The sequence below is a fragment of the Rhizobium sp. R339 genome, from assembly GCF_002211395.1.
GTDB lineage: Bacteria > Pseudomonadota > Alphaproteobacteria > Rhizobiales > Rhizobiaceae > Rhizobium.
The window spans coordinates 966,902-988,545 of record NZ_LOKV01000001.1 but is presented as its reverse complement, the minus strand read 5'-3'; the positions used below and the strand labels follow the sequence as shown (position 1 = coordinate 988,545).

24 protein-coding genes are annotated in these 21,644 nt (G+C 61.4%); 9 read left to right on the top strand and 15 right to left on the bottom strand.

Going from position 1 to position 21,644, the window contains the following annotated elements:
- Positions 1 to 221: 221 nt before the first annotated feature.
- Both ATY76_RS04925 and ATY76_RS04920 read left to right on the top strand, forming a co-directional pair.
- Positions 222 to 608: an acyl-CoA thioesterase gene (locus ATY76_RS04925; protein WP_088673606.1), complete on the top strand. Its 387-nt coding sequence runs from the start codon at positions 222 to 224 to the stop codon at positions 606 to 608.
- A 25-nt stretch (positions 609 to 633) separates the two neighbouring features.
- Entirely contained in the window at positions 634 to 1,221 is a 588-nt protein-coding gene (locus ATY76_RS04920) for a hypothetical protein (RefSeq protein ID WP_088673605.1), read from the top strand.
- 344 nt (positions 1,222 to 1,565) lie between these two features.
- Here ATY76_RS04920 and ATY76_RS04915 read toward each other — a convergent pair whose 3' ends face one another.
- The 3 genes from ATY76_RS04915 to ATY76_RS04905 all read right to left on the bottom strand — a co-directional run bounded on the left by ATY76_RS04915 (position 1,566) and on the right by ATY76_RS04905 (position 4,731).
- Positions 1,566 to 2,738, bottom strand: a complete 1,173-nt coding sequence (locus ATY76_RS04915) for a DUF1501 domain-containing protein (protein ID WP_088673604.1) — start codon at positions 2,736 to 2,738, stop codon at positions 1,566 to 1,568.
- A 12-nt stretch (positions 2,739 to 2,750) separates the two neighbouring features.
- Entirely contained in the window at positions 2,751 to 4,262 is a 1,512-nt protein-coding gene (locus ATY76_RS04910) for a DUF1800 domain-containing protein (protein WP_088673603.1), read from the bottom strand.
- Between the two features lie 121 nt (positions 4,263 to 4,383).
- Positions 4,384 to 4,731, bottom strand: coding sequence for a DMT family protein (locus ATY76_RS04905; protein ID WP_088673602.1), 348 nt, complete (start codon positions 4,729 to 4,731; stop codon positions 4,384 to 4,386).
- A gap of 215 nt (positions 4,732 to 4,946) precedes the next feature.
- Between ATY76_RS04905 and ATY76_RS04900 the strand changes: the two genes are divergently transcribed.
- The gene (locus ATY76_RS04900; RefSeq protein ID WP_088673601.1) at positions 4,947 to 5,906 is read left to right on the top strand and encodes an RDD family protein; all 960 of its coding nucleotides are present in this window, start codon (positions 4,947 to 4,949) and stop codon (positions 5,904 to 5,906) included.
- Between the two features lie 49 nt (positions 5,907 to 5,955).
- Here the strand turns inward: ATY76_RS04900 and ATY76_RS04895 are convergent, their stop codons facing one another.
- From ATY76_RS04895 to ATY76_RS04885, 3 genes are all read right to left on the bottom strand, one after another.
- On the bottom strand, positions 5,956 to 7,209 hold the full coding sequence (locus ATY76_RS04895) for an MFS transporter (protein WP_088673600.1): 1,254 nt from the start codon (positions 7,207 to 7,209) through the stop codon (positions 5,956 to 5,958).
- A gap of 293 nt (positions 7,210 to 7,502) precedes the next feature.
- Entirely contained in the window at positions 7,503 to 8,474 is a 972-nt protein-coding gene (locus ATY76_RS04890) for a transposase (RefSeq protein WP_141104988.1), read from the bottom strand.
- A gap of 375 nt (positions 8,475 to 8,849) precedes the next feature.
- Positions 8,850 to 9,650, bottom strand: coding sequence for a class I SAM-dependent methyltransferase (locus ATY76_RS04885; protein ID WP_088673599.1), 801 nt, complete (start codon positions 9,648 to 9,650; stop codon positions 8,850 to 8,852).
- A gap of 182 nt (positions 9,651 to 9,832) precedes the next feature.
- On the opposite strand from ATY76_RS04885, the gene ATY76_RS04880 reads away from it, so the two are divergent.
- The gene (locus ATY76_RS04880) at positions 9,833 to 10,114 is read left to right on the top strand and encodes a type II toxin-antitoxin system RelE/ParE family toxin (RefSeq protein ID WP_088673598.1); all 282 of its coding nucleotides are present in this window, start codon (positions 9,833 to 9,835) and stop codon (positions 10,112 to 10,114) included.
- A gap of 63 nt (positions 10,115 to 10,177) precedes the next feature.
- On the top strand, positions 10,178 to 10,477 hold the full coding sequence (locus ATY76_RS04875) for a HigA family addiction module antitoxin (RefSeq protein ID WP_088673597.1): 300 nt from the start codon (positions 10,178 to 10,180) through the stop codon (positions 10,475 to 10,477).
- A 22-nt stretch (positions 10,478 to 10,499) separates the two neighbouring features.
- Here the strand turns inward: ATY76_RS04875 and ATY76_RS04870 are convergent, their stop codons facing one another.
- The 5 genes from ATY76_RS04870 to ATY76_RS04850 all read right to left on the bottom strand — a co-directional run bounded on the left by ATY76_RS04870 (position 10,500) and on the right by ATY76_RS04850 (position 13,523).
- The gene (locus ATY76_RS04870; protein WP_088673596.1) at positions 10,500 to 10,751 is read right to left on the bottom strand and encodes a hypothetical protein; all 252 of its coding nucleotides are present in this window, start codon (positions 10,749 to 10,751) and stop codon (positions 10,500 to 10,502) included.
- Between the two features lie 73 nt (positions 10,752 to 10,824).
- Positions 10,825 to 11,202 (bottom strand): response regulator, encoded by a 378-nt coding sequence (locus tag ATY76_RS04865; protein ID WP_088673595.1) that lies wholly within the window; start codon positions 11,200 to 11,202, stop codon positions 10,825 to 10,827.
- Between the two features lie 137 nt (positions 11,203 to 11,339).
- A complete protein-coding gene (locus ATY76_RS04860; RefSeq protein ID WP_088673594.1) occupies positions 11,340 to 11,900 on the bottom strand; it encodes an NADH-quinone oxidoreductase subunit B in 561 nt (186 codons plus the stop codon).
- A 133-nt stretch (positions 11,901 to 12,033) separates the two neighbouring features.
- On the bottom strand, positions 12,034 to 12,399 hold the full coding sequence (locus tag ATY76_RS04855; protein WP_088673593.1) for a DUF4087 domain-containing protein: 366 nt from the start codon (positions 12,397 to 12,399) through the stop codon (positions 12,034 to 12,036).
- A 335-nt stretch (positions 12,400 to 12,734) separates the two neighbouring features.
- Positions 12,735 to 13,523, bottom strand: a complete 789-nt coding sequence (locus ATY76_RS04850; RefSeq protein ID WP_088673773.1) for a DUF899 domain-containing protein — start codon at positions 13,521 to 13,523, stop codon at positions 12,735 to 12,737.
- Between the two features lie 222 nt (positions 13,524 to 13,745).
- Between ATY76_RS04850 and ATY76_RS04845 the strand changes: the two genes are divergently transcribed.
- The 3 genes from ATY76_RS04845 to ATY76_RS04835 all read left to right on the top strand — a co-directional run bounded on the left by ATY76_RS04845 (position 13,746) and on the right by ATY76_RS04835 (position 15,597).
- Positions 13,746 to 14,513 (top strand): adenylate/guanylate cyclase domain-containing protein, encoded by a 768-nt coding sequence (locus ATY76_RS04845; protein WP_088673772.1) that lies wholly within the window; start codon positions 13,746 to 13,748, stop codon positions 14,511 to 14,513.
- A gap of 139 nt (positions 14,514 to 14,652) precedes the next feature.
- Positions 14,653 to 15,108: a DUF805 domain-containing protein gene (locus tag ATY76_RS04840; protein ID WP_088673592.1), complete on the top strand. Its 456-nt coding sequence runs from the start codon at positions 14,653 to 14,655 to the stop codon at positions 15,106 to 15,108.
- An 87-nt stretch (positions 15,109 to 15,195) separates the two neighbouring features.
- Positions 15,196 to 15,597, top strand: coding sequence for a GFA family protein (locus ATY76_RS04835; RefSeq protein ID WP_088673591.1), 402 nt, complete (start codon positions 15,196 to 15,198; stop codon positions 15,595 to 15,597).
- 56 nt (positions 15,598 to 15,653) lie between these two features.
- Here ATY76_RS04835 and ATY76_RS04830 read toward each other — a convergent pair whose 3' ends face one another.
- The 3 genes from ATY76_RS04830 to ATY76_RS04820 form a co-directional block, all read right to left on the bottom strand.
- Positions 15,654 to 16,043 (bottom strand): hypothetical protein, encoded by a 390-nt coding sequence (locus ATY76_RS04830; protein WP_088673590.1) that lies wholly within the window; start codon positions 16,041 to 16,043, stop codon positions 15,654 to 15,656.
- Positions 16,044 to 16,191: 148 nt separating this feature from the next.
- The gene (locus ATY76_RS04825; protein WP_245309727.1) at positions 16,192 to 16,422 is read right to left on the bottom strand and encodes a DUF982 domain-containing protein; all 231 of its coding nucleotides are present in this window, start codon (positions 16,420 to 16,422) and stop codon (positions 16,192 to 16,194) included.
- A 245-nt stretch (positions 16,423 to 16,667) separates the two neighbouring features.
- Positions 16,668 to 17,009: a lipoprotein gene (locus ATY76_RS04820; RefSeq protein ID WP_088673588.1), complete on the bottom strand. Its 342-nt coding sequence runs from the start codon at positions 17,007 to 17,009 to the stop codon at positions 16,668 to 16,670.
- Positions 17,010 to 17,223: 214 nt separating this feature from the next.
- On the opposite strand from ATY76_RS04820, the gene uvrB reads away from it, so the two are divergent.
- Positions 17,224 to 20,193 carry an excinuclease ABC subunit UvrB gene (gene uvrB / locus ATY76_RS04815; protein ID WP_088673587.1) on the top strand — a complete coding sequence of 990 codons (2,970 nt, stop codon included), beginning with the start codon at positions 17,224 to 17,226 and terminating at the stop codon, positions 20,191 to 20,193.
- 67 nt (positions 20,194 to 20,260) lie between these two features.
- Here uvrB and ATY76_RS04810 read toward each other — a convergent pair whose 3' ends face one another.
- Positions 20,261 to 21,643 carry a hypothetical protein gene (locus ATY76_RS04810; protein WP_141104986.1) on the bottom strand — a complete coding sequence of 461 codons (1,383 nt, stop codon included), beginning with the start codon at positions 21,641 to 21,643 and terminating at the stop codon, positions 20,261 to 20,263.
- Position 21,644 lies beyond the last annotated feature (1 nt).

Below are 21,644 nucleotides of genomic sequence, written 5' to 3'. Positions count from 1 at the left end.
TGTCTGAGAGCATCATCACTCCGTATCACCTTGACCTCGCGAACCTGGCTTTGTGCCCCTTAAAAAGTCAAAGACAATTTTTGACCGCTGCGCTTGGTCTATAACCTGGCACCCACCGAACTGGACGTGACGACGTGACTTCGAAAAACCACTGACACGTCTCGTCATCATGCACTAGGGTATTTGCCGTGAATCGCCCCGCACCAACTGGAGAGCCCTTGATGACCGATGCCGCCAAGCCGAGAGGCGAACTGACGCTGCGCACGCTCGCCATGCCGGGAGATGCCAATCCTGCCGGCGATATCTTCGGCGGCTGGGTCATGGCGCAGATGGACCTTGCATCCGGCATCCGCGCCGCCGAGCGCGCCAAGGGCCGCGTCGTCACCGCCGCCGTCAAGGAAATGGCCTTCGAACTGCCGGTCAAGATCGGCGATACGCTCTCGGTCTATACCGATGTCGAGCGCGTCGGCCGCACCTCGATCACGCTGATCGTCGAAGCCTGGGCGCATCGCTCGCGTTACGCCAAGATGGAAAAGGTCACTGCCGGCACCTTCATCATGGTGGCGCTCGACGAAGAGGGCAAGCCGAAGGTTGTCCCCACCGAGTAACACGCTCGAAACCCGAGGGACAGGGATGGAAACGGTCAGCTCGCAGGAGGTCTTCCTTCACATCAAGGTGGTGATGGGCATGGTCATCAGCCTCTCGCTTGCGAGGCTCCTGACCGGCGTCGCCGGCATCGTCCAGCATCCCGCCAAGGCGAAGGTCTATCCCATCCACCTCGGCTGGGCGCTCTCCCTGTTTCTCTTCATCATTCACATCTGGTGGTGGGAATATCGCCTGCAGGCCGTGCCCGTCATCGGCTTCGGCATCTATCTCTTCCTCATCTGCTTCTGCAGCCTGTTCTTCCTGCTCTGCGCCCTGCTCTTTCCCGCAACTCTCGACGAATATGGCGGCTACGAGGAATATTTCATATCGAGGCGCAAATGGTTCTTCGGCATCCTCGCCCTGATCTATGCCGTCGACATTCTCGACACCGCGATCAAGGGACCGGAGCGCATCCTCTCCCTCGGCTGGGAATACCCCGCCCGCAACATCATCTACATCCTGCTCTGCGCCATCGCCGCCTGGACCCCCAACCGCCGCTTCCACACGATCTTCATTCTCGCCAACCTGGCCTATCAGGTGAGCTTCATCTTTCGGCTTTATGATGTGTTGGAGTGAGGCCCGATCCCGTGAAGCGGGAGCGATCGATCCTGTGGATCGATCGCAGGGCCGAACCCTGAGCCCGAGCGAAGGGCCGGGCGGCGGCTTGCTCCACAAACCTGCGCCTCAAGCCCGCGACCTCTCTCCAGCCTCATCCTGAGGCGCCCCGCAGGGGCCTCGAAGGACGAGGCTGGCCACCCGCTTCGCCAAATGCCAGGGCTGGCGTGGCGCCAAGCCACCCGCCCCCGTGGTTCGAGACGGCCCTTCGGGCCTCCTCACCATGAGGGCTGGTCGGTGTGCCGTGCCGCCCCGCCGCTCCGCACAGTGCCTGTCCCTGAGAAGAGCAAGAAAATCGCTGCCACTCACACCTTCAAAAACTGCGACCCCTTGTCAAACCCCAGCCCCGGGAAGATCTTCCCCGTCAGATCATCCACACCGACATCGAACTGCCGGTAGAGCATCGCCGCCGCCAGCTCCCGCACATCGGCCGTCGGCATCAAATCGCGATCCTCGAGCAACTGCCCGTCCCCGAGCCCTGGCCACTTGCCGAGGATGCGGCCGCCGTTGATGGCGCCGCCTGAGAGCAGCGCGCAGCCACCGGTGCCGTGGTCGGTGCCGCCGGAGCCGTTCTGGCGGACGGTGCGGCCGAATTCGGTCATGGCGAGCACCACGGTCTTTGCCCAGATCTCCGGCCCGAGCGTCGTCTTCAGCGTATTGATCGCCTGAGCCAGATCCTGCGCCGGCCGCTTGAACTGGCCGGCCTGGCCGATATGCGTGTCCCAGCCCGATATCGAAAAGCTGGCGATACGGTAATCGCCCTTCAGCATGTTGGCCGCGAGCGCCGCCACGTCGGTCACCTTCGCGCCGCGCTGGCCGTCCGGCTCAACCATCATCGAGGCGGTGTCGGCCCGCGTCGCCTCGGCAAGTGCCGCGGCAAAGGGCGGATCGCCGGCATAGAGCCGCGCCAGGAACTGCATCTCGTCGCGCGCCGGCGCCAAAATGGAATCCGACGCCCAGACATCGACTTCGTTCGGCCCGGAAAGGATCAGCTCCGTCGAGGTGTTGACGTCGACCGCCTTGCGCGCATCCGAGCGCGGAATGACGGCGAGCGCCCGGTTCAGCCAGCCGGTCTTTTCCTCGGCGACATGCTCGCCGCCGGATTCCAGCATGTCCTGCCCGTCGAAATGGCTTCGCTGGTCGCGATAAGGCGTCGACACCGCATGCACGAAGGCGAGCTCCTTGCTCTTCCACAGCGGCATCAGATCAGCGGCGGCGGGATTGAGCCCGAAATGCCCGTCGAGATCGAGCAGCCCGGTCGCGGGCGTCAGCGCCAGCGTCGGCCGAAGCGCGGCAAAGCCGGCATCGCCATAGGGCTGCACCAGATCCAGCCCGTCCATCGCGCCGCGCAGCACGATGGTGACGAAGCGCTTGTCGCCAGGCATCGCCGCGAAGGTGACCGGCGTGAAGATCGGCGCGGCGGCAAGACAGCAGGCCGAGGTCAGAAAGCCGCGGCGGGAAAGCGAGATCTGGTTCATGACGGCAATCTCCTAGCGGCGGTTGAATTCGGGCGATGCCAGCACCAGTGTCAGGCCGCTGATCTTGTTCGGCGCCTGCGACACCACGCGGATCGTCTCGTCGCGGGCCGCATCGGCAAGCGTCGATTTCAGGAACTCGCGCGGGTCCTCGTCGCGGCCGAACTGCGCTGCGGCCCGCCTTGCCCAGGCCAGCCGCTCGGCGAGCTGGCTGCCGGTGATCCAGGCGGAAAAACCTTCCTCGAAACCGGCCGGGCTTGGCGGCAGCCAGGTCGGCTGGCCCATGCGCTTCAGCGCTCCCTGCCCCAGCGCCCGCGCCGTCCGGAAGGCCTCGAGCCGCTTGTCCCGCGCCTCGCCGGCGGGATCGGTCTGCACCGGCGCTCCCGCCATGCCTGGTGTATTCGCCGCCATGTCGCCCTCATCGGTGCCCTGCTGGTTGGCCGCCAGGAAGCTGCCGACGACACCGTTGACCGGCCCTGCATTCAGCGCCCTGAGACCGGCGACGACATAGTCGAAGGGCTGGCGGGCCTTGGAGCCTTCGTTCTGCCAGGCGGCGGGATGGTCGAGCATGGCGGTGTAAACGGCGGTGAGATCGCCATCTGTCTTCTTCCAGGCCGCGGCCATGTCGGAGACCATGCCCTCGTCGGGCTGGTCGGAGACGAAATGCACCGCGAGCTTGCGGCTGATATGCGCCGCCGTCTTCGGATGGACGGCGAGATCGTCGAGCATGTCGAGATAATCCTCGCGCGAGCGATTGCGCCCGCCGTAGCTGACGCCGAGCACCTCATGCGTGCCGGGCTCCGATATATTCGGCCGGAAGGCGATGTCCATCTCCTTGCGGTCGATGGTGAGCCCCGTCAGCACCATGGCGGCGGCCGTCACATCCGCCTGGGTATAGCCGCTGCCGGCGCCGAGCGTGTGCAGTTCCAAGAGTTCGCGGCCGAGATTTTCGTTCAGGCCCTTGTTGCGTTTCATGCCGCCGACCGAATCCGGCCCGAGCGAATCCGCCTGGTCGAGATAGATCAGCATGGCGGGATGGGCCGTGGCGTTGCGCAGCAGGTCGCCGAACCTGCCTGCTATGAAAGGCCGGATCGCCTCGGCCTCGTAAAGCGGCACGATGAGGCGCATCGGCAAGCTCTTGTTGGCGCTGGTGGAGAAATGATCGGTCCAGAAGGTCGAAAGCCGCTCGTAAAAGCCGTAGGGCGAGAGCACCGCCTGCATCAGCCTGAGGTTCGCATCATGCTGGAACTGCTGCTGCGCCTGCCGCTGCACGCCTTTGCGCATCTCGCGCCGCGCCGGATCGTCGGTCACCGTCTTGGCGTCCTCACGGATCTGCTTCAGCTGCTCCTGCAGGCTGAGGATCGCCCGGTGGCGCATGTCGGGGCCGCCGAGCGGAAAGTCCGGCGTCGCCTCCACGCCCTTGCCGACCTGCCCGATCAGCTCATCCTTGTTCTGTGGCGGCGTCTCGCCCGGCCGGAAACCATATCCGAACCGGATCGCCGCCATCGTCGGGAAAGAGAGGCTCATGGCCGGTCAACTCCTGATCACTTGGTGGTGAGAGGCTGACAGCCGAATGCGACGCCAATCTGTAGGAAATGTGGCGTTTTCCGGACATGGACGATTTGTAATCTATTGAAAAAGCTAAGGTTTACGCCCGGAAAATGAAGGATGCTCCGATTGCGATGAGCGCGAAACCGATGGCATGGTTCCACGTCAGGTCCTCGCCGAGCCAGAAGATCGAGAAGCCGGCGAAGACGAGGAGCGTGATCACTTCCTGCATCGTCTTCAGCTGCGCCGTCGTATAGACCGCCGAGCCGATGCGGTTCGCCGGCACCGCCAAGCAATATTCGAAGAAGGCAATGCCCCAGCTGACGAGGATGGCCAGGAAAATGGCCGTGCCCTTGTGCTTGAGGTGCCCATACCAGGCGAAGGTCATGAAGATGTTGGAGGCAAACAGCATGACGACGGGCCAGACGGCGGCGGGAGAAAATGACATGAAGCAACTCGGCTGTGGAGAGAATATCCGATCCGGCGAGATACCGGCGGGCTTTACCTAGCACGCCTTCGTTCGACGGCAAGTCCCGGAATGCGGACCGATCGTCTCAGGCGACCGAAGCAATGCGGATCGCCGCCGGCAAAACATTGTTTTAGTCCCCGATATTCGTATCTATTGTTGGACAGATTTAAAGCGCCGCATGGACAGGGGACCATATGGACAATCCAGCTGCGATGCAGCAACCCGTTGCTTTGCCTTCACGCCACTTCTGGCAACGCCTTGTAGCCTTTGCCGTCGACATCCTCATCTTTCAAGCCGTCATCCTTGTAGCAACTCATTACATTTCAACCGCCCTTCCCTCGAACCTCCGCTTCCCCGGCTGGAGTTCGATTGAGTGCGTCCCGGAGGTGCCGTCTCAGCTTGCCAAGCGAATCGAAGAAGGTTGGCCGTTGAAGCCGAACGAATTTCGCACCACCGCAATCTGCGAACTGCGCCAATTCGGGTTCGGAAAGCACCAATACCTGCAGACAACAGTTCTGATGGAACCATGGGACGACGTGTCGCCAACTCAAGTGCTGACCATCCCTCTGGACGCAGACGGCAACCCGGTCACCAGAGCCATACCTGCCTATTCCAATTTGATATCAGGCATAGCCAGCACCATGCTGATCGTGCTGACTTTTGCCTGTTTTTCTGCGAATGGCCGCCGCACAGCCGGAAAGGCGGTTTTCTTCCTCGAAGTAACGACTGTGGATGGCAAAAGCCCCGACTTCGGCACCGCGGTGAAACGCGAAATCCTGAAGTTCAGCCCGAACCTGCTTTTCAATGCCGCCGCATTCGCGATCTCTCTGTTTCCGGCCTATCCGGCGCAAGACTTCGACGCCTTGCTTGCCATGTTCCACGACGGATATACGCCTTCAGACATCAGTACGATTTGGCTCTACGGCATCTGGACAGTCACGATCATGGGCTGGTGGCTCCTGCCGTTCGCCGAGTGGAAAGGACAGCTCTTCTACGATCGCATATGCGCCTGCAAAGTCGTGACGACCCAAGAGGCGAGCCGCCCCATTGAAGCACCGGTCAGGCAAAACAGGCCGCGGATGTACCGCAGGCTGGCGCCTATTCGCGGTAGCCGCCGCCGGAGGCGAAGGGCATACCTGAGAGTACCGTATTGAGCAGCGAATAGGAGGCCGCGCCCTTGGCGCAGCCTCCATCGAAAAGAAGTCAGGCGCTGTGCATCGCGCCCTGCGGCGCTTCGCCCTCCTCCGAGCCGAAGCGCACATCTTTCTTCTCGTAACCGAAGCCGGCAAGCAGGGCGACGACGAGCGCGACGACAGCCGCGACGATCAGCAGCGCATAGGCGTAATCGCCATCCCAACGGGCGGCGAGGCCTGCCTGCAGCGTCGCGTTGCCGGAGGCGAGCAGGTTGCCAAGCTGGTAGGCGAAGCCGGGGAAGGTGCCGCGCACCTCGTCCGGCGACAGCTCGTTCAGATGCACCGGCACGATGCCCCAGGCGCCCTGCACGAAGAACTGCATCAGGAAGGCGCCGATGGCGAGCAGCACCGGCCCCGGCGCATAGGCCCAGAGCGGCGCGACCGGCACCGCGATCAGCGCGGCCGTGACGATCGCCCGCTTGCGGCCGATCCGCTGCGACAGCGCCCCGAAGAACAGGCCGCCGCAAATCGCGCCGATATTGTAGACGATGGCGATGGCGCCGACCGTATGGGTCGAATAGTTGCGCTGGGTCTCGAGGAAGGTCGGGTAGATATCCTGCGTGCCGTGGCTGAAGAAGTTGAACGCCGTCATCAACAGCACCGCCCAGATGAACAGCGGAATGTTTTCCCGCAGCACCGTCAGGAACGGCCGGCGCCCCGCCGCCTGCCGCGTGAGGAAGGCCGGGCTCTCCTCGACATTGCGCCTGATGTAAAGCACCAGCAGCGCCGGCACCGCGCCGACGAAGAACATGCCGCGCCAGCCGATGACGGGAAAGAGCAGGAAGAACACGATCGAGGCAAGCAGATAGCCCGAGGGATAGCCGGCCTGCAGGATGCCCGAGACGATGCCGCGGCTCTCCTCCGGCACCGTCTCCATGACGAGCGAAGCCCCGACACCCCATTCGCCGCCCATGGCGATGCCGTAGAGCGCCCGGAGCACCAGGAACATGGTGAGCCCGGTGGAGAAGCCGGTCAGGAATTCGAACAGCGAATAGAGCAGCACGTCGGCCATCAGCGTGATGCGCCGCCCATAGCGGTCGGCGGCCAGCCCGAAGATCAAAGCGCCGAGCGCCCGCATGGCGAGCGTCAGGAAGATCGCCACCGAGACGGCGGGAACATCGGTATGGAATTCCTCGGCGATATATTTGAGAACGAACACGAGAATGAAGAAATCGAAAGCGTCGAGCGTCCAGCCGAGATAGCTGGCGATGACGCTGTTGCGCTGCTGCGGCGTCAGCCGGCGCAGGCTTTCCAAAGCGGACATATGAATTCCTCCGTCCGAAAGCGGCGGCGAGGCGGTCAATTCCGGATGCCGTCGGAAGGGGTGCCCGAACCGGGCGGGTTGCGGCTGTCAGGGGCTGCGGTTGCGGGAAAACGCATTCGCAATCGGAGACAGCGGAAACAACGGCAGCGATGCTGGCCGAGTTCCATCACGTTTGTCGTGATCGACGGCCTATGCTGAGACCCCCTGCATCGCGTCCTCCTGACATAGCATGTAATTATCCTTTGACGTCGACGGAGTCGGGGCCGCCAACCTATCTTCCCTCACCAAGTCAGTTATGCAGAGATTGGCATTATTTCGTTTTTCTGTCGCAAGGCGTCTCTGACGCGGGCGTTTGCGATGGTGATGATCTTGCGCATGAGGGCGGTGAGGGCCAGACGTTTGGGTTTTCCGCGCTTGAGCATTGCCTTGTAGGCTATGGCAAGCGGCGTTGCGCCGCGACAGGCGGCAAGGGCGGCGATGAAGAGCGCCGGCCGGATCTGGCGTCTTCCGCCGATTGTGGAGCGGTGCCAGCTGGCCTTGCCGCTGTCTTTTGGATGCGGGGCGACGCCGGCGAGGCTTGCGATCTGGCGCCGATTAAGGCTGCCGAGCTCGGGCATGACGGCGAGCAGCAGCGGCACCAGGACCTGGCCGATGCCCGGCACCGAGCGCAGAGCCTCGGCCCGCAGCACCATGCTGCGGCTTTCGGCGATCAGGGCGTCGATCTGTTGGTTGAGAGCGTCGATGTGGCGGTTGATCTCGGCGAGATGGGCCTGGATATTGTCGGCGATCAGGCTGCTGCGTGGGGCCTTCAGACGGTTTTGCTCCTGCACCCGCATGGCGACGAGGTCAAGACGACGGGCAACGAGCAGCTCGAGCTTCTGCTGGCAGGGCTCGGCCGGCTGCCATCGCGCCAGAGTGGCGACGCGATCGCCGCCATAACTGCGGAGCCAGCGAGTATCGATCGGGTCGTTCTTGGCGTGCTTGCCGAAGGATTTAATATAGGCGTTGACCTTGGCGGGATCGGCGCGATGGGCTGGGATGGCCAATTCCAACAGCACGCCGAGCAAGGTATCTTCATGGCCGCCAGTGGCCTCGCAGACGGCGAGCGTGGCGGTGCCTTGATAGGGCTGCAGGGCGGTGCGCAGCGCATCGGCCTCGTTGGCAATGGTCAGGCAGCGGCCGGTGCAGCTGTCGAACAGGGTGACGGTATTGCAGGAAACGTCCAGGCCGAGGACGCACTGGATTTCGGCGGGTTCTGCTATCATAATTGGGCTCCATGCTTCGAATTGTCTGCGGGCGTGTCCTTCGGATAGCCCATTCAAGTCAGCAAGCGATGCGAAGCTGGTGCGGCAAAGTCCCTTCATGAGGTCGGTCGTTGACACCTATTCCTGTACGGGCGCTTTGTCGCGCGAACCCCGGGATGGCCATCCCGGGGTTCGATCCCAGCTTCTCCTACAGTAAAGCATAGATTTGAGAGACAATTCCTGTGCTCGTCACAGGAATCCAGAGCGCCCAAGTCCTTGGGTGCAAAGACTCTTTTCCTTGAACTGTTGATTCATTCACGGCGCAGACGCGCCGTGGCTGGATTCCTGTGACAAGCACAGGAATGAGGAGAGTGGGATAGACCGCGCCTAAATATCTCAAGCCACCCTACCCCGGCACACCCAAGCCACAGACGCAAACGACCGCGGTCCATCCGGCTCGCCGGCCTCGTAAGCCGCCCTCATCGCCGCATCCACCGCCTCCCGCTTGCCAGCCTCCAGCCCGGCCACATACCGGCCGAGCGGCCCCTCGCCGGCGGCGATCGGCTGCCAGTAGTCGTCGAAGGAAAGATAATCCATCCGGATCAGCAGCGACGTCTCCTCGACCTCGGTCAAACCCTGGTCGATGAAGCACTGCTTCATCTCGCCTGGCCGCATCATCGGCTGGAAGCAATATTTGCGGCGCAGCGGCAGCGCGTTCTCGTCGAGCATGACGACCGTGTCCCACATCATCCGCATGCCGGACATGCCGCCGTAGTGATCCCAGACGGTGGCGGCCACCACGCCGCCGGGGCGCACGACACGCGCCATCTCCGCCACCGCCTTGGCGGCCTCCGGCACGAAATGCAGCACCAGCAGCGACATCGCCCTGTCGAAGCGATTATCCTCGAAGGGCAGCGCGCAGGCGTCGCCCCGCTGGATTGCGATCCGCGGATCGGTATTCGCCCGCTTCGCTGCCTCGACGAAAACAGGCGAATAATCGATGGCCGCGATCTCCTTTAAGCCTGGTCTTTCCGCCAACTTAAAGGTCAGACTGCCGGTGCCGCAGCCGACATCGAGCACCCGGTCCCCTTCCGCCAACCCGGCAAAATCGATCAGCATCGGCGCCAGCCGCTTGCTCCAGCGTCCCATCAGCCGCTCATAACCATCGGCACTTTCGACATGGAAACTCGACGGCATGGAAACCTCCCCTTCAAGGACGATGCCTGCTGACGATCATTATCGTTCTGCAGGACGGCCATCGCAAGCGGGTATCGGCGCGTGCTTGTCGTAGTCGAAGCGTAAAATGTATCGCGCCATGATACATCCTTCTTGACTTGCGTCCGTATCACGCTACGATACACCAATATAGGGAGCCGGCATTGATCCGTTCGTTCAAAGACGCTGTCACGGAAGCCGTTGCCAGCGGCAAGGCTCCGAAGGGCTTTCCGGCCGATCTCGTCAGGCCAGCCATTCGCAAGCTGGCGATGATCGACGCGGCGCATGTTCTGGAAGACCTTCGTTCGCCTCCGGGGAATCGCCTCGAAGCCTTGAAAGGAAACAGGGTCGGCCAGCATTCGATCCGTATCAACGATCAATGGCGTATCTGTTTCGTCTGGAGGGACAATGGCGCCGAAGACGTTGAAATTGTCGACTACCACTAGTGCATCGGCCGAAATCGGAATCGATATTAGGAAGCGCGATGCGAGGACTGAAGGAACTCAGAGATGACTAATAGTCTTTTGCCGGTCCATCCCGGCGAAATCCTCCGCGAGGAGTATCTGACCCCACTCAAGATGAGCGCGGGCGCACTCGCCAGGAAGCTGAACGTGCCGCGCACCCGTATCGAGCGCCTCGCGTCGGAGGAAACCGCCGTGACGACGGATACGGCGCTTCGCCTTGCCAGGTTCTTTCGCACCACGCCCGAGTTCTGGATGAATATGCAGGCAGGCTATGATTTGAAGAAGCAGGCCCACGCGCTTGCGCATGAATTGGACAAGATCCCCGCGATGGATAGCACAGCCTGATTGGTCTGCCCTGCATGAAACGTCACTGCCACAGAAAATCCGGCCCCGTCGTTTGCATCGTCAGCTTCAGCGTCCCGTCCGGCTGGACGACATAGGTCTCGAACACGCGGTAGCCGAAATCGCCGAGGAAGGTGTTCTTCACCACCGTTCCTGGCCGATAGGGCGAATGGGCGACCTTGCCGCCATAGGTGAGGCTGCCCGGAAGAGGCTCGGGCTCACCGGCGCTGGCGCAGCCGGCGAGGATGAGGGGAATGGCGATGAGCGCGTGCTTCATCTGGGCGAGCGTCCTCCGACAGGCGCCAGTGGGCCGCTGCCGCCAATCCACATATCATAACATAGCCGCGACATCAGAAAACGGCGTTGCGGCCTTCGAAATCCATGCGCAGCGACTGCGCTCGCGCGAGCGCGCCGGCAATCCTCTCGTCGGTGAAGGGCTTCGCGATCACATCGAGCGCGCCTTCGATCCCGTTTCCGACGCTCTCCGGACTGCCGGTCACGAAGATGACGTCGACGCCGAAGCGGTCGATCAGCCTCCTGGCGAGCTGGGCGCCACTGAGCCCGTCGGAAAGGCTGAGATCGACGAGCGCGACATCGCTTCGCGGAGCATAGGCGAGCGCCTGCTCGATCGTCGACACCGGCCCGACGGTCTGGTGTCCAGCATCCTGCGCGATGCGCTCGAGCTCCATGGCGATGAAGTTCTCGTCTTCAACGATCATGACTTTCACGGCTTATCCTCCTCCCAATGAGCAAGCGAACCGGCGGTCACACCGCCGGTATTCGGTGAACGCAACTTCCCCTCGAATGTTTCCAATCCGAAAGACATGCGTGTGAAAATGGTAACTGATTTCTCGCATCATCGGCGCTACCGCTCGATACTGCCGGTGCGCCGGATCTTCCGCTGCAGGAGCAGGATGCCATAGAGCAGCGCTTCGGCTGTTGGCGGACAGCCGGGAACATAGACGTCGATCGGCACGATGCGGTCGCAGCCGCGCACCACCGAATAGGAATAGTGATAATAACCGCCGCCATTGGCACAGGAGCCCATGGAGATCACATAGCGCGGTTCCGGCATCTGGTCGTAAACCTTGCGCAGCGCCGGGGCCATCTTGTTGCACAATGTGCCCGCGACGATCATCAGATCCGATTGCCGCGGACTGCCGCGCGGGGCGATGCCGAAGCGCTCGACATCATAGCGTGGCATCGACATCTGCATCATTTCGATGGCGCAGCAGGCAAGGCCGAAGGTCATCCACATCAGCGATCCCGTGCGCGCCCAGGTGATGAGTTCGTCGGTGCTGGTAACGAGGAAGCCTTTGTCGGCAAGCTCGGCGTTGATCATCCCCATCGTCGGGTCGCCCTGCCGTTGCTCGCCGGGAAACTGGAAATCGCCCGGCGCCGGGTGCGGTTGCGTAAAGGGCGGCATCGTCTTCTCCTGTGAGCCGACCTCCAACGACGCTGAGACGCCAAAGTTCCTGCCGCACCCGCCCGGTACGATAGCGAACATTTTTGGTCATCTTCTTCCAGGAGGTTCGACGCAGCGCCGACAGCCTGACCGATCACGGATCCTTATCGAGGAACCAGCGGATCGCGGCGTCGTTCCGGCACCGCGAGAGCGGCAATTGCCGCACGGAATGAATGCGGGTGATCCCACCCTCGCCGTCCGTGTCGACGTCCATGCAGGCGCAGCCATAACCATGCGTGGCATGGGTGTAGACATATTCGCCGGTCGTCAGATCCGGGATCTTGTCCATTCCCTCGGCCTTGTAGCCGCTGCCATTCTCCATGATGGTCCAGCCGCCGCCGGCATCCATGAGCGACCAGTTGGCCGTCGAGGGATTGTCTAGCCAGCCGCAGCGCCGTTCGGCATGCGCCGCCGCGGGCGCGAGAAGCACCATCAGAACAAACGCATGCAATCTGGTCATAAGCCCCCTCCGCGTCGCCGGTCACTATGCATGGTCCGCGGCCGGCAAGGCAACAGAGCTTATTCCAGATGCCTCCGCCTGGCCGGCCTCCAAGCGCTGGGAGCCACCCGCCCTCGTCCTTCGAGGCCCCTACGGGGCACCTCAGGATGAGGGCTGACCGGTGTGCCGTGCATTGAATGTAACCGTTGCTACGTCTATCGCCGCAGTTTTCCGTCGCGCCAAGCAGCGGGCTTCTCTCCAGCCTCATCCTGAGGTGCCCCCGCAGGGGCCTCGAAGGACGAGGCTGGCCACCGCCCCTCTAAGCATGCAACCGAGGCCCAGCCAAGAGCATGGGCTCACGATTTCGCCTTTGCGCTTTCCTCCCGGAACGCCGCCTCGCCGGCATCGGAGACCTCGACCCATTTCTTGTCGGGCTCGGCATCGGCGGTGTAGGCATCGTGCCAGTTCCACCATTTGTAGGTCGGCGTCTGCGGATAACCCTCGGGCGAATTCTCCCAGACCTCCTGGCGGCCGAGCGGCGTGATGTCGAGATAGTTCCAGGTGCCGCCCATCTGTTCGTCGCCGCGATTGTTGATGAAATAGGTGCGGAAGATGCGCTCGCCGTCACGGTAGAAGACATTGGTGCCGTGCCACTCGCCGACTCCGAAGTCCCAGTCGAAGTCATCGGTGACGGTCACCCACGGCATCGTCCAGCCCATGCGTTCCTTCAGCCTGGCGATATCGGCCTGCGGCGCGCGCGAGGCGAAGACCAGGGTCGTGTCGCGGGCGTTGAGATGGGCGACATGGGCCACCTGATCGGCCACCATCGAGCAGCCGCGGCAGGCATGCTCGGGCCAGCCGTAGACGCCGGGCTCGTAGAAGGCGCGGTAGACGATCAGCTGGTGCCGGCCCTCGAACAGGTCGAGCAGGCTGACCCTGCCCTGCGGCCCTTCGAAGACATAGTTCTTCTGCACCGCCATCCACGGCATGCGCCGCCGCTCGGCGGCAAGCGCGTCGCGGGCGCGGCTATGCGCCTTTTCCTTGACCAGAAGCTGCTTGTGGGCCGCTTCCCAGGCCTCCTGCGAGACGACGGGCGGCGTCTTCATCGCCTGCCCGCTTGCTCCATTCTCCGTTGCTGCAGTCATCGCTTCGATCTCCTCTTTGAGGCGAATCCCCGCCTCCGTGGTCGAAAGCCGGTTCATCGCGCATGGGTCGGAGATAGTTTCGCATCTGATATCGTACAGTGGGAGTAACAAGTGTGACGGCCAGAGGACTTCGCGCCATTGCCGGCTTCAACAATCAGCACGGTTGCCAAACGCGCGGGACTGGCGGAAGCTTGTTCCGGTTCAGGCGACGGATTGTTCGATATGACGACAGCCACCACTTCCACCATGCCCAGCCACGGCAGCGCCAGGATCTGCCGCGGCTGCTGGGACCAGATGCACATGCCGATCCCGATCGGCGGGCCGCTGGCGCTGCCCTTCCGCGCCTTCGGCATCACCCGCAGCAAGATGAACCCCGATATCTGCACGATCTGCGAGCGCTCCTTCCAATATGTGAAAAAGCAGCGCCAGATCACCGTCGGTGCGACCATCCTGTTCGCCGATATCAGGGGCTTCACCGATCTTTCCGAACGCATCGAGGCGGTGCGCCTGAGCGAGATCGTCAGCCAGTTCCAGGATCGCTGCGCCCAGGCGATCTGGGCGCATGACGGCATCGTCAACAAGCAGATGGGCGACGGGCTGATGGCGATCTTCAATTTCCCGATCGTCAGGAAAGATCATGCCGCCGCCGCCATCATGGCCGCCCGGGAGATCCAGCGCAATTGCGCCGCGGCGCTGAGTGGCATGGCGCCGGATGCCCTGACCGGTCGGCCGCTCGGTGTCGGCGTCGGCATTCATACCGGCGAGGTCCAGATCGGCGAATTCTCCAGCTTCCGCAGCGATTTCACCGCCATCGGCGGCGTCGTCAACCAGGCCGCGAGGCTGGAATCCCAGGCCGCCGCCGGCGAGATCCTCGTCTCCGCCGAAACGGCGGCCGAGGCCGCCGCCCTCGTTGCCGGAGCGGAAGAGCGCACGCTTACACTCAAGGGCATCGAACAGCCGGTGCAGGCGCGGGTACTCGTCAAGCACTGAGCCATTGCGCCTGTGCGCCATCATGCCCCCTCAAAGGCGCGGCTGAATTTATCGCGCTCCGATTGCTGACGAATCGCCGTGCAATCGACTAATCTCAAAAAAAAGCGTTCATTAAACCATTTAACGCGGGGGGTATTTCATGGGTAGTTTTTCTCTGTGGCACTGGCTGATCGTCTTGATCGTCATAGCCGTGCCGTTGATCTTCATCTTCAGAAAACCGCCGGCCAGCCCGAACCGCTTCGGCGGCCCGGCCGAGCCGATGGGTTTCGGCCAGGCGATCGGAAGTTATTTCAAGAACTATGTGAATTTCCGCGACAGAGCGAGCCGATCGGAATTCTGGTTTTCTACGCTCTTCGTCGCTCTCGTGGCCATCGCCGTATACGTCGTGGATCGGAGCCAAACCTTGAACCATATATGGTCACTGGCCACGTTTCTCCCGTCGACCGCGATGGCCGCTCGACGCCTTCACGACGTTAACCGAAGCGGATGGCACCAGCTTCTCGGACTATTGGTTCCCATCGGAACGATTGCCACTCTCGTATGGTACTGCAAAGCGCCCAGGGCGGACCATTCCAGGGAAAGCGTCTTTGCTTGAGCATTGCCTGAGGACGGTTCTACTGGTTGAAAGCGTTGTCCCGTTGAGCCAGAATGCCGTCGTCGAATACAGGATGGTCCAACCTTCATGCTGACCGGCTCATGTCATTGCGGCAAGACGGGCTGGACGCTTACGGGCGATCCCGGCTCGATCACCGCATGCAACTGCACGCTCTGCCGGCGCTACGGCACACTCTGGGCCTATGACTTTGAAGGAGAGCGCATCGCGCTGAGCGGCGAAGCCGCCTCCTACACCCGCTCCGGCCGGGACACGTCCTCGCTCGAAATCCTGTTCTGCCCGACCTGCGCCTGCGTGCTCAGCTGGCGCGGCCTGCGCCTGCAGAAGGACGGCCGCCGCCGCATGGCCGTCAACATCCGCCTCGCGCCGCCGGAACTCGTCGCCGACCTGCCGATCGACCATTTCGACGGTCTGGAGAGCTTCGACGACGTGCCTTCCGACGGGCGGTGCGTAAGGGATATGTGGTTCTAACAACCGCCGCTCGCCAAAGCAGGAACGGCGACGCGGCCTCAGCCCGCGCTCCCGCGTCAGGTCTTCATGCCGGTCAGCTCATTAAACGGGTAGTAACGCAGCCGCTTGTCTTTGCAGCGCTGGTCATTCGCCGTCGCACCGAGTATTTTGCCATCCGTGAAGGAGACGCCGAGATAGGCCCAGTCTCCCCAGCTGCGCTTGGGCACTACCCGCACGCAATAAGCATAGATCTTCTTCTCGGGCTCGATCAGCACCACGCTCGAAATGCGGGCCCAGACGACTTCTCCCGCTTCGTGCCGGTAACTTCTCTTGAAGACGATGTTGATGAAGTTCTGCCGGACGTCATTCGAGGGAGGCCGCTGCGAATCCGCTACGGATTGCGACACGGGAGCATTACAGCCGGCCAGCATCAGCATGGCAGCGCAAGCAAGGAGTTTTATTCTCATTCAGATGGATCTCCAAGAATCGCAGCATGATAACACTGCGCATTCCCACAAACACAGCGCGAACAATATTTGCAATACACGAAAATAAGCATTGGCGATGCCGCGCGTGTCGCCGCGTGACACCTCGATACGGACTATGTCCGTCCCTCTATGCCTGAGGGTTTGAAGCGGAACTTGCGGTCCCATTCTCATCATCGGCGATCGGCACGCCGGCCTCCAGCGCCGCGAGGATGAAGGCCTGCCTTACCGTCTCGGCCGGCATCCGCCCGGCAAGCCACGCGCGGCAGAAATCGATCGCCCGCTGCTGATGGACCCCGCCATTCACCGGCCAGTCGGACACCAGTGCATACAGCGCATCCTGCGGTGAGCGGAGAACCAGCCGTTCGCCGGTATCAAGGTTGATGGAGATCGGTTTCTTCCAGAAGGCGGAATGGTCGCTAATGGCAGTCGCACCTGCAGCTGAATGGACTGCAAAGTAACTGCGGAAAGCCGATCACGGTTCCACTGCGGCTCCGATGGCAGCACCCAAGAGAGCCTTATCCCGAGGCGCGGAAGCCGAAAGCTGGAGCCTCGAAGGACGAGGCGGGTGCGCCGGCCTGGCGGCGCCACCCTGCCCGCGCGCCATCAACCCGGCAGCTTGCAGCCCTTGCTCATGCCGGCGGACTGCATGGCGGAAATCTTGCCTTTCGATGCGGCGATTTCGCCTTCCTTGTCGCCTCCGGCAACGCTGCCGATTGGGACGCCGACGAGAAAGACCCCGAAGGCATCGCCGTTTGCCGCGCTGATCTGCTGCTTCGACAGATCGTCCAGCTTCGCCCGCTCCTTCTTGAGTTCGGCGGCAAGAGCTCCACAGCTGAGGTTCGTATAGGCAGCCATCGGAATATCGACCTGCACGATGGCGTCAGGACGTTTGGCACAGCCGGCGAGTGCCGCCGTCGCTGCGAATGCGATAATAATCTTCTTCATGAATGGTCCCCAATTCCCGCAGTAGCTGTAACATCGCCGCCCGCAATGCGGGAGGCAACCCGCTCTTCAACCACAGACTTTTTATTTGCTCGCTCAAGAACTGATTGCGAGTCCTCACCGCCCACCATTGTTCACCAATCGGAACGATTCATTCGTTTCCCTTTTGTACTCTTTGCCTCTTCACTTTCCCGATGACTCTCTCCATATTCGCGCCATGGCCAGATCTCCGAAAAAATCTCCGACCTCGAATGGTTTCGAGGAAGCCCCGCAATCGTCCTTTGAAGGCGCTCCCCTCTCGGGTTCCGTCGCCGACTGGGTGAAGCAACTGGAGGCCGATGCGGAGGCATCGGGCGTCGAGAGCCAGCGCGACATTGCCTCCAAGGCCGGCAAGCACCGCAAGGCGGTGGAGAATGCGGCGCGTAAGCATTCGGAGGCCGTCAGCGTCAACAAGAAGGCCACCGTCGGCAAGACCGCGCGTGGCGTGTCCATAGGCGGATCCAGCGATCCCAAGACCCGCGCCGCGGCCGGCCTCAACCCGGTCGCCGGCCTCGACATCTCGCTCGAGGATGCCGACAAGCTCGCGCCCGGCGGCGTCACCGCCACAGTCGAGGCGCTGTCGAAGCTGATCGAGAGCGGCAATCCGCTGCACAAGAACGGCAAGATCTGGACGCCGCACCGCCCTGCCCGCCCCGACAAATCCGAAGGCGGCATCACCATCCGCATGGACTCCGAATACAAGCCGGCCGGCGACCAGCCGACGGCGATCCGCGATCTCGTCGAGGGGCTTGAGAATGGCGACCGCAGCCAGGTGCTGCTCGGCGTCACCGGCTCGGGCAAGACCTTCACCATGGCCAAGGTGATCGAGGAAACGCAGCGCCCGGCCGTCATCCTGGCGCCGAACAAGACGCTGGCGGCCCAGCTCTATTCCGAATTCAAGAACTTCTTCCCGGACAATGCGGTGGAATACTTCGTTTCCTACTACGATTATTACCAGCCGGAAGCCTATGTGCCGCGCTCCGACACCTATATCGAGAAGGAAAGCTCGATCAACGAGCAGATCGACCGCATGCGCCACTCGGCGACGCGCTCGCTGCTGGAGCGCGACGACTGCATCATCGTCGCCTCGGTCTCCTGCATCTACGGTATCGGCTCGGTCGAAACCTATACGGCGATGACCTTCCAGATGTCGGTCGGCGACCGGCTGGACCAGCGCCAGCTGCTGGCCGATCTCGTCGCCCAGCAATATAAGCGCCGCGACATGGATTTCACCCGCGGTTCCTTCCGCGTGCGCGGCGATACGATCGAGATCTTCCCCGCCCACTTGGAAGACGCGGCCTGGCGCATCTCCATGTTCGGCGACGAAATCGACGCCATCACCGAGTTCGATCCGCTGACCGGCCAGAAGACCGGCGACCTGAAATCGGTGAAGATCTACGCCAATTCGCATTATGTGACGCCGCGCCCAACGCTGAACGGCGCCATCAAGGCGATCAAGGAGGAGCTGCGGCTGCGCCTCGCCGAGCTGGAGAAGGCCGGCCGCCTGTTGGAGGCCCAGCGCCTGGAGCAGCGCACCCGCTACGATATCGAGATGCTGGAAGCGACCGGCTCCTGCCAGGGCATCGAAAACTATTCGCGCTACCTCACCGGCCGCGACCCCGGCGATCCGCCGCCGACTTTGTTCGAATATATCCCGGACAATGCCATCGTCTTCATCGACGAGAGCCATGTCACCGTGCCGCAAATCGGCGGCATGTATCGCGGCGACTTCCGCCGCAAGGCGACGCTGGCCGAATACGGCTTCCGCCTGCCCTCCTGCATGGACAACCGGCCGCTGCGTTTCGAGGAGTGGGACGCCATGCGTCCCGACACCATCGCCGTTTCGGCCACCCCCGGTGGCTGGGAGATGGAGCAATCCGGCGGCGTCTTCGCCGAACAGGTGATCCGCCCGACCGGCCTGATCGACCCGCCGGTCGAGGTCCGCTCGGCCCGCACCCAGGTCGACGACGTGCTCGGCGAGATCCGCGAAACCGCCGCCAAGGGTTATCGCACGCTCTGCACCGTGCTGACCAAGCGCATGGCCGAGGATCTGACCGAATATCTGCATGAGCAAGGCGTGCGCGTGCGCTACATGCACTCCGACATCGACACGCTTGAACGCATCGAGATCATCCGCGACCTGCGCCTCGGCGCCTTCGACGTGCTCGTCGGCATCAACCTCCTGCGCGAAGGCCTCGACATTCCCGAATGCGGCTTCGTCGCCATTCTCGACGCCGACAAGGAAGGCTTCCTGCGCTCCGAGACCTCGCTGATCCAGACGATCGGCCGCGCGGCGCGTAACGTCGACGGCAAGGTCATCCTCTATGCCGACCAGGTGACCGGCTCGATGAAGCGGGCGATGGAGGAAACCGGCCGCCGCCGCGAAAAGCAGATGGCCTATAACCTCGAAAACGGCATCACGCCGGAATCGGTCAAGGCCAAGATCTCCGACATCCTCGACAGCGTCTACGAACGCGACCACGTCCGCGCCGATATCTCGGGCGTCTCGGGCAAAGGCTTCGCCGATGGCGGCAACCTCGTCGGCAACAACCTGCAGACCCATCTCAACGCGCTCGAAAAAAGCATGCGCGACGCCGCCGCCGACCTCGACTTCGAAAAAGCCGCCCGCCTCCGCGACGAAATCAAACGCCTCAAGGCCGCCGAACTGGCCGTCATGGACGACCCGATGGCGCGCGAAGAGTCGAAGGCAATGGAAGGCAAAGGCGGCCGCTCCAACGGTAAGAGTAGAGCCGCGGCCTTCAGCGGCAGCCCTCATGGTGAGGAGGTCCAGGGGGCCGTCTCGAACCACGAGGGCGGGCGTGGAACCTCCTACTTCGCCAAGCCGACCCTCGACGAAATGGGCCACGACCCCACCACCCCCGCCGGCAAGAGCCTCTTCCGCAAGAACGACCTCGACGAGATGACAGTCGGCCGCACCGAAAAACCGGTGATCGGCCACGTACCGGAAAAGCCGGACGCCGCAAAGGGCACGAAACGCTTCTCGCCGCTGCTTGAGGGCCAGCCAGAACGCGATGACGGCGTGCGGCCGGTGGTGCGCGGCCGCGTCGGCGCCGGGAGCTATGAGGAGCCGGGCGAGCAGAAGCGCAAGAGCCGGACGAAGGGGAAGACCGGGCGGCCGGGGCGGTAGGTTGGGTCTTACCATCTACAAACATTCAATGAAAGCGATGCATACGGCCTCGCGGCAATGAGCACGATCAACTGTGACCCTGTGGGTGAGGTGATTCCTCCCTCGTATCGTCCGATATTGTGCTTGCTATTTTGGTGCTAAGAGTGTGAACAACGCTGGATTTAGGATTATAAACATACTCCTCCCCGATATGCCGTCTCAGGTGTTCTTTTAGAAGATCCATCTTTGTTTGTGTACGCAAATTGTATTGCTCTTCATCTGAAAGGTTTAGGCCCATTTGGGATGCATAGGATACATCCGTCGCAATGATACTTACCTTGAATAGATCCTGCCTACGCCGATTAATACCTATTATTTCTGTTATCAATCTGTGCAACAGTGTGTAGCAAACAGCCAATACGATGGTTGAGACAGCGACATAAGGCAGTCTTGATATCAAAAAGTCTATGATCGTGAAGCGTTCATCATATGAATAACTAAGTATTTTCTCAGAATTCATAAATAAACGAACTGTAACAACAATTATTACAGCCAATGGAGCAAGGCAAAGCCAAGCATATAACGACACGTTTTTAGCACCCTGCGTAACGTATCCAGCAATTTCTGTCGGGAACAGGTTTATGTCGTTTTCCAGTGATCGCAGTTGGATCTCTTTGTCTGAGATATTCTTCGCAAGAATTTCGGCCTTCTTAGTCATTGAATCAAAGTGATTGTTAGCCGTCTGAACTTGATCATCGACATTTCTTCGCACCGCTTCCGTGATCGCAACCTCTTTTTGTATCGTCGCAAGTTCGCGGCTGTGTTGCAGAATATCTTCTTTAATTTTCGCCCCTTCGCTTGTCTTGTTGACAAGATCTGATTCCAGCTCCTCAAGTTGATCGATTAGTTCTTGATGTCTCTTTTCAGCGATTTCCGCCCTTTGAAGGTATTGATTAAGAAATGATTCGACCTTCTGCTTCTCACCATTTATATTTTGCAAAACAGAGATGACCTCTGAGAAATGCTTTTGCTCAATCCCGCTAACTTCTATTCTGGTCAGCTTGGAATCTTTGAACCACCGCTCATTCGGACGAAGCCCAAAGCCCCCGATGAACCTGTCAATCCTGAAACGAAAAGCGCCGCCCTCAAATTTGACATGCAGATTGCTTGTTGTCTTAGAGATAAAATCCTGGAAGCTAAGTTCGAGCTCATGATAGTTCTCATAGCCGATCGCATGCACCAAAATCTCTGTAACATAGATTAGATCCACAAAATCGAAGTCCATCCATTCGCGCCTTGCCTTTATGAAGTTGCCTTCATCAGCATTTCCTAACAATTGAGTGGACTTTCTACCTCGGTGCGAGAAGAAACTAATATCGATGGCTCTAGCGGCGGGCAGGTCATCCGCCTCAACTTCTTGAATAGCAATCAAATTTAGACTAGAAGGCAGTGGCGGAAGCTCGTCTGACACG